Here is a 6,756-nt window from a genome sequence, read left to right as displayed (position 1 = left end):
ACACCTCGACGACGTTGCGGCAGGCGAGGAGCCTGGCGAGCCACTCGGCGTCGCGCCGGTCGTTCTTGCGCCCGCGGTCGGCGGCCGGCCGGTGCATCTTGGAGACGGCGCCTACGGCGCAGTCGACGCCGAGCGCCCTCAGGGCGCGGCAGAGGTGGAAGCCGGTCGGGCCGCTCTCGTACACCGCCTTGGGCGACTCGAACCCCAGTGCCCACTCGGCGACCGACGCGGGGTCGTATCCGAACCTTGCGCGGGACACCTCGCCGGTCATGGGGTCGAAGGCGCATGCGGAGATGCTCCTCGCGTGGACGTCGAGACCGATGGCTGTGACATAATTGGACATGGCGGGCCCCTCTCCGTCGCATGTGGCGCGCGGCCACGGTTGGCGCTACGACCATTGTCGCCCGACCCACGATAGAGCTGCAAGGGGAGGGGCTCCCAATGTTCAACTCATATCGTCTCGTAACTATGCTAATTGGACACCGAACCGCATGGCCACCTAAACATAGTCCTTCCCTTGCTGCGAACCTAATGTATGAATGGATTCAGCGAATCATTTTTTATTAGCGCTGCAAGAGCAAGGAATTCGAATTATGAACACCGTATGGCCGGACTCGCTCGTCGCCGTGATGTCGCCCCCATGCGCTGCGACGATCTCCTTTGAAATGGCAAGGCCAAGCCCGGCACCCCCGCGACCAGTCGAGCGAGCCCCATCGACGCGGTAGAACTTCTCGAATATATGGACAAGGTGTTCCGAAGAGATTTCTCGTCCCGTATCCTCGACCGCAAACACAACCGATTCGCCCTCGATGTGAACATTAAGCAAAACCTCTGTTGAAGGGTTCGCAAACGCCACGGCGTTCTTGAGTATGTTGCCTAAAACGCGAGCCATCTTATCGGGGTCGATAAAAGAATCAACAGGTCGATCGGGCGCGTGGACGGCAATTGAGACCCCGCGACCGCTCGCAGCAGGAAGAAGCTCATCTGCAACCTGTTCAGCCAACATCACTGCGTCGACCTGTTCGCGTTCAACGGGGATAGAACCAAGGTTGTAGCGGGTTATCTCGAAAAACTCGTCCATCATGCCATCCAGACGGCGAGCCCTATCAAGCGCGGCAGACGCAAAGCGCTCTCGCTTCTCATAAGGCAAGTCGGGCTCCTCGGCAAGCAGAGCAAGGTAGCCAATTACAGAGGTGAGAGGCGTCTTGATATCATGCGCAAGATACGCCACAAGCTCGTTCTTGCGCGACTCCGCCGCCTCGGCCACATGAAAGGCGCTCTCGACGCGCTCCCCCAGCCGCTCAAGCTCCAGCTGGGCCTGTGCAAGGTGCTCCGGCAGCTTTGGCGCAACAAGGGAACCGTTATTGGTGGAAGCCTGGGAAAGCGCCCAGATAACGCTGTCCAGATCTAACGCGACAATGTGGATCCGCAACGCGGCGATAACAACGAGGCCCACGCCGTATGCAGACCACACCAACGGCCCCTCGATAAAGCCAACAACCGCATGGTAATCGCTGAGGTCACGGAACCGATGCAGTCCATCCGCCATGGAGCCCTCTTGCATCCCAAGCATGCGGTAGAGATCAACCTGGGAATCCGGAACGCTTACCCACGTAGAGGTGGCATCGGCGATAACAACGGAAAGGGAGTCTGCAAACAGAGCCCGGCAAAGCGAAATCAATGCGATGAAACCAAGGGTATAGGCGACAAGCGAAAGAGCGAGCCCCGCGCACGCGCGGCGCCGGCACAAAACGCCCTGCATGGTCCTCATCTTCATAGCGATTCCCTTCTAAGCATCGCCCCAAACATCTCGGCCTAAACTAGGGCGCGATCTTGTAGCCAACACCCCAGACGGTCTCGATAAACACCTGCTCGGAGTCGAGCGCCGCGAGCTTTGATCGCAAATGGCGAATATGCACCATAACGGAATTGGAGCTTGCGGGCATATACAGATCTTCCCAAACCGCTTCATAGAGGTCTTGGGTGGCAACCGGCCTCCCAGATGCTCGCAGAAGCACCGCAAGCAGATCGAACTCCTTTGGCGTAAGCGAAAGCCGCTCTCCATGAAGAGACACCACATGGGTCGCCGGATCAAGCTCGATACCGCGACAGCGAAGTACACGCTGTAACGGAGCGTCGCTGGCATAGGAGCTGCGCCTAAGGCATGATTTAACGCGGGCGACAAGTTCGCGCGGCAAAAACGGCTTGGTTATATAGTCATCTCCCCCGCACGTAAGGCCCAACACCTTATCGGCTTCCTCGTCCTTGGCTGATAAAAAGATGATGGGGACAAATGATTCCGCACGCATGCGCGCGCAGAGCTCAAAACCGTCTACCCCCGGCATCATGACATCGAGAATAATCAGGTCGAACGACCCCTCGCGAACCATAGGCAAAGCCTCGCCCGCATGCACGCACACCTGGGTGAACATGCCGGCGCCCTGGAGGGTCTCGGCTACCAGCTCAGCGATCGAACGCTCGTCATCAACGATCAATATGTTTGGATTCTCAATCATGACGCCATTGTATAACGCCGCCCGCAACACGTATGCCCCGGCTGCAACGAGATAAGGAATCGTTAAGGGTCTGCAGAAAAACCTAAGGTATTGCCATGAGATGCATAAGGCGGTTCAAGCGTAGCGTATGAGAGCGTACACAGAAGGCTGCAATGTGGCAACCAGGCGCGCGCAGGCGCTCTCCCGGTGCCCAAAAGGAACACCAATGAACCGCACTCACCGCAATAACCACACGAGAGATGCCGCACCCGCATATCGCCCCGCATGCCGCCCCGCACGCAGAGTGTACTCGTCCCACGCATCCGCCACCGCTCCGCTTGGGACCAAGGTGCACCGCAAGAGGCGCTCGCGATTCAACCGAGCAAGAAACGTCCTGGTCGCCATTGTGGCAATAGCCGGGCTGCTACACATCAGCGGGCTAGCGAACCGGCTAGTTGTTCTGATAGAGCCAAACGCTGCGGCAACCTTTCTGCAGTTTGATGAGGACGAGTGTACGTGGTCCCTTGTATTGGTAAACGCCTCAAACCCTTTGCCAGATGGCTTCTCAGTTGAAACCGCGGATGTGGGCGGCGGACATAGCGTAGACAAGCGAATCGCCGACAGCCTGAACGCGATGCTAGAAGATTGCAGAAAAGCGGGATATCATCCCTTCATTCGCTCCTCATTTAGAACGAGAGATCAACAGCAGCAGATTCTCAACGAGCGGGTGGAGCTATACCGCGAAGCCGGCTACTCCGGGGAAGACGCGCTTTCCGCCGCACTACAATGGGTTGCGCTACCGGGGACAAGCGAGCACGAGCTAGGCCTTGCCGTGGATATAAATGATGAAGAGGACGATGAGGGCATGTACACATGGCTTGCCAGCAACGCGCACCAATACGGATTCATCTTAAGGTACCCGCTTGATAAGGTTGGTGTGACGGGCATCTCGAATGAGCCCTGGCATTACCGCTACGTGGGAAAACAGGCCGCTGGCGAAATCTACCAAACGGGCGAGGCGCTGGAGGAGTATCTTGCAAGGAGTAAATAGAAATAAAAAAAAGCCCGACTCCAAAGAGTCGGGCTTGAAGCTTCTGGTCGGGACGACTGGATTCGAACCAGCGACCCCTTGACCCCCAGTCAAGTGCGCTACCAAGCTGCGCCACGTCCCGAAGCAATGTTGCTTTTGGCTTTCTGCCTTGCAACAGGGAATACTTTAACCCAGACCACCCAACCTATGCAAGAACTTTTTTCAAAAAAGTTGAATCTCTTTTCTCCGCATTAGCAACACTTGATTGCCACGACCCATTACCTGCGCTTTTTCTATAATCTATAGACCTGGAATACGACAAGGCAACATAAAGACACCCGCGTTCATATATGAAAATACGAATCGCCTTCAAGAACATGCAAACGGCCAGCACGAATTAACGCACCGGCCGCGACTGCAAAAGCTGATCAACGCGATAAGGGATAGCCGTCCCTAACGATAAAGGAGCGCGGCGCGCCTGAGAATCTCAAACGCAGCCTCATTCTTTGGCATACAGGGCAGCTCCTCTGCACCATCTGCCGTGATCCAAGTCACCTTGTCAGTATCAGAACCAAACGTGGAGTCGCTGCGGGAGACGTCGTTGGCAACAATTGCATCACAGCCCTTAGATGCCAATTTGGATGAGGCGTACTCGATAAGGTTATCGGTCTCCGCGGCGAAGCCAACCACTACCCTATCGCCCTTACGCGCAGACATAGAGGCTAGGATATCGCGCGTCTCGACCAGCTCGATGCAATCAAGACGCTCGTTGGCCTTCTTAAGCTTATGGTCCGCCTTGCGAACGGGCGTGTAATCGGCAACGGCAGCGGCGCATACCAGAATATCCGCGCCATCGAATGCGGCGTCGACCGCTTGGAACATATCGTCCGCGCTCACCACGTCGATGCGATGGACGCTGTCGGGACATGGCAGGTTGGTTGGTCCAGAGACCAGGACAACGCGCGCACCCATGGCGTGCGCGGCCGAGGCGATAGCATAGCCGAACTTTCCAGAAGAGCGGTTGCCGATGTAGCGCACCGGATCGATGGCTTCCTGCGTGCCGCCAGCGGTGACCACAACATGCTTGCCCTGAAGCAAGCCCGCGCATTCTTGGGCGAGATTGCCGCTAGCGTCGCCGGCAATGGTGCGCCCCAACGCCTCAAGCGTACGCTGGGCGATGTCCTCAACGGAAGCCAGCTTGCCCGACCCAACGTCGCCGCATGCAAGCCTGCCGCATGCCGGCCGCACGATCTCGCATCCGCGGGCAATCAGGGTCGAGAGGTTCTCCTGCGTCGCAGCAGCCTCCCACATCCCGGTGTTCATCGCAGGAGCGATAACGATGGGGCGGTTGGTAGCGAGCAGGGTAGTTGACAGCAGGTCATCGGCAATGCCATGGGCCATCTTAGCCATAACGTTCGCGGTCGCGGGAGCGACCAGAACGACGTCGGGCTCCTGAGCAAGCGAGATGTGATGGATGGGGTCCTGCGGATCATCGATCAGACCCACCGCCACCGTCTCGTGCGTTAGCGCGCGAAATGTGGTGGGCCCGACAAAATGCGTCGCATGCTCGCTCATGAGCACCTTTACGCGAACGCCCGCCTTCTGCAGTAGACGGACGATCTCGCATGATTTATATGCAGCGATGCAACCCGTGACGCAGACAAGCGCGCAAGCCTGCCTGCCGTCGGAACGCAAAAGGGCCGCACCCATTATTCTTCCTCGGCCGAAATGACCAGCAAGCGATGGCAATAGGGGCACTCGGCCACCTCGTCCGCGCCCTTAAGGGAGTCCATGGACGAAGGAGAAAGCGACATGCGGCAAACGCTGGGAACAGTACCCTCAAGTTTCTCGACTCCCAGGCCATTGAAGCGCTTGGACGCCTTGTTGTATGTATCGATAATGGATGAATCGACGGTCTTGATAAGGGCGTCGCGCTGATGACGGGATACCTCGATGCGGTTTCTGATCTCATCAGCTTTTTCGCGGGCAGCTCGCGTGTCCTCTATCACAGACGCCTCGAACTTAGCGATGTACTCAGTGGCATACGCCTCGTTAGACTTGGCCTTCTCGAGCGCTGCGATCTTGTCCTTACGGGCGAAGTTGATCTTGTCGAGCTTTTTTGCGATGCCGGCGAGCTGCTGCTCGAACTCCTTCATGAGACGGTGGTTCTCGGGCTTTTGCATCTCGCTTTGCGCTTGGTCGACGGCGGCATTGCAGAACGCCTCGTCCTCGTCCAAATCCGCAAGATCGTTTTCGAGGTCCTTGCGTGCAGCAAGGAGCTTGTTGGCATCACCCTTGAGCTTGAGGTAAGCCTTGCGCTTTTTAGCAAGCTGGGCAATCTCGGGCATGCCGTCAAGCGCGGCCTGGTCGCGCTCGAGCGCCAGATCGAGTTCCTGCAATTTCAAAAGCGTAGATCCGACGGTCATGCGCGCTCTCCTTTTGTATAGGTCCACCATTGATGAGGGTTCTTTATTGTAGCGATTGGACCGCTAAATCCCACCCGGGCAAGCGCATCGACCAAGATATCCACGAACGGCTCCTCGCTGCGGTCGTGTCCAAGCAAGATAACGCTGCATCCGCGGACGAGGAGGTCTTGGCATACATGATAGCCGCCCTCGCCCGTAACGATCGCGTCCGCCCCGCACGCTAAGGCGAGCTCGCCGAAATCGCCCATGGAGCCGCCCAGAAAAGCAACGCGCCCAAGAGCCCGGTCGGGATCTCCCCATACGCGCGGATCGCAGCCGAAAGCTTCACTACAGCGAGATGCGAGCTGTTCCAAGGTGAGTTTAGAAGAAGCGTCCGCAAGCGAACCCAACCCGAGCGCCCCAGAACAGGAGGCGGATTCCAAGGACGAAACAACCTGCAAGCCCACGAGCGACGGTAGGAGTTGCTGCGCCTCGCAGGAGCGATCGAGGTTGGTATGAAGCGAGATGATGCTGACGCCGCACTCGACAGCCGCGAACACGGCGGCCGCAGACGACGGGTACGCGGGCGAAGCGGGAACAAAAGCCTGCGGCGCCTTGATGTAGACAGGGTGATGGGTAAGCAAGACGTTCGAGCCATCGGCCGCAGCGCGACGAACGTTCGCCTCACTCGCATCGAGCGCCACCGTTACCCCGCGGATCTCATCATCCGGACGGCCGACGGACAGGCCCACGTGGTCCCAGGGCTCAGCCGTATCAGCAGGAAATAGCTTGAAAAGTCCCTCAAGAAGCTCTGAGATAAGCATTA

At 57.9% G+C, this 6,756-nt stretch carries 7 protein-coding genes and 1 tRNA gene; 1 reads left to right on the top strand and 7 read right to left on the bottom strand.

The features are described 5' to 3' along the window. The 3 genes from HMPREF9452_RS01295 to HMPREF9452_RS01285 form a co-directional block, all read right to left on the bottom strand. On the bottom strand, positions 1-343 hold a 343-nt coding region (locus tag HMPREF9452_RS01295; RefSeq protein WP_009140204.1), incomplete at its 3' end, for an IS110 family transposase. A gap of 210 nt (positions 344-553) precedes the next feature. Further along, complete coding sequence (locus tag HMPREF9452_RS11165) at positions 554-1,777, bottom strand: sensor histidine kinase (protein ID WP_009140281.1); 1,224 nt, start codon at positions 1,775-1,777, stop codon at positions 554-556. Between the two features lie 43 nt (positions 1,778-1,820). Beyond that, positions 1,821-2,516 carry a response regulator transcription factor gene (locus HMPREF9452_RS01285; RefSeq protein WP_009140280.1) on the bottom strand — a complete coding sequence of 232 codons (696 nt, stop codon included), beginning with the start codon at positions 2,514-2,516 and terminating at the stop codon, positions 1,821-1,823. A 328-nt stretch (positions 2,517-2,844) separates the two neighbouring features. On the opposite strand from HMPREF9452_RS01285, the gene HMPREF9452_RS12245 reads away from it, so the two are divergent. After that, on the top strand, positions 2,845-3,546 hold the full coding sequence (locus HMPREF9452_RS12245) for a M15 family metallopeptidase (protein WP_332247737.1): 702 nt from the start codon (positions 2,845-2,847) through the stop codon (positions 3,544-3,546). Between the two features lie 44 nt (positions 3,547-3,590). Here the strand turns inward: HMPREF9452_RS12245 and HMPREF9452_RS01275 are convergent. From HMPREF9452_RS01275 to HMPREF9452_RS01260, 4 genes are all read right to left on the bottom strand, one after another. Then, positions 3,591-3,667, bottom strand: a tRNA-Pro gene (locus tag HMPREF9452_RS01275). A 311-nt stretch (positions 3,668-3,978) separates the two neighbouring features. Further along, on the bottom strand, positions 3,979-5,235 hold the full coding sequence (gene coaBC / locus HMPREF9452_RS01270; protein ID WP_009140278.1) for a bifunctional phosphopantothenoylcysteine decarboxylase/phosphopantothenate--cysteine ligase CoaBC: 1,257 nt from the start codon (positions 5,233-5,235) through the stop codon (positions 3,979-3,981). Beyond that, complete coding sequence (locus HMPREF9452_RS01265) at positions 5,235-5,951, bottom strand: zinc ribbon domain-containing protein (RefSeq protein ID WP_009140277.1); 717 nt, start codon at positions 5,949-5,951, stop codon at positions 5,235-5,237. Before HMPREF9452_RS01265 ends, coaBC begins: the two co-directional genes overlap by 1 nt. Next, positions 5,948-6,754: a Nif3-like dinuclear metal center hexameric protein gene (locus HMPREF9452_RS01260; RefSeq protein WP_009140276.1), complete on the bottom strand. Its 807-nt coding sequence runs from the start codon at positions 6,752-6,754 to the stop codon at positions 5,948-5,950. Before HMPREF9452_RS01260 ends, HMPREF9452_RS01265 begins: the two co-directional genes overlap by 4 nt. Positions 6,755-6,756 lie beyond the last annotated feature (2 nt).

The sequence above is a fragment of the Collinsella tanakaei YIT 12063 genome (assembly GCF_000225705.1).
GTDB lineage: Bacteria > Actinomycetota > Coriobacteriia > Coriobacteriales > Coriobacteriaceae > Collinsella > Collinsella tanakaei.
Note: the sequence above shows the minus strand (reverse complement) of the source record. Positions and strands in the feature narration are given on the sequence as shown.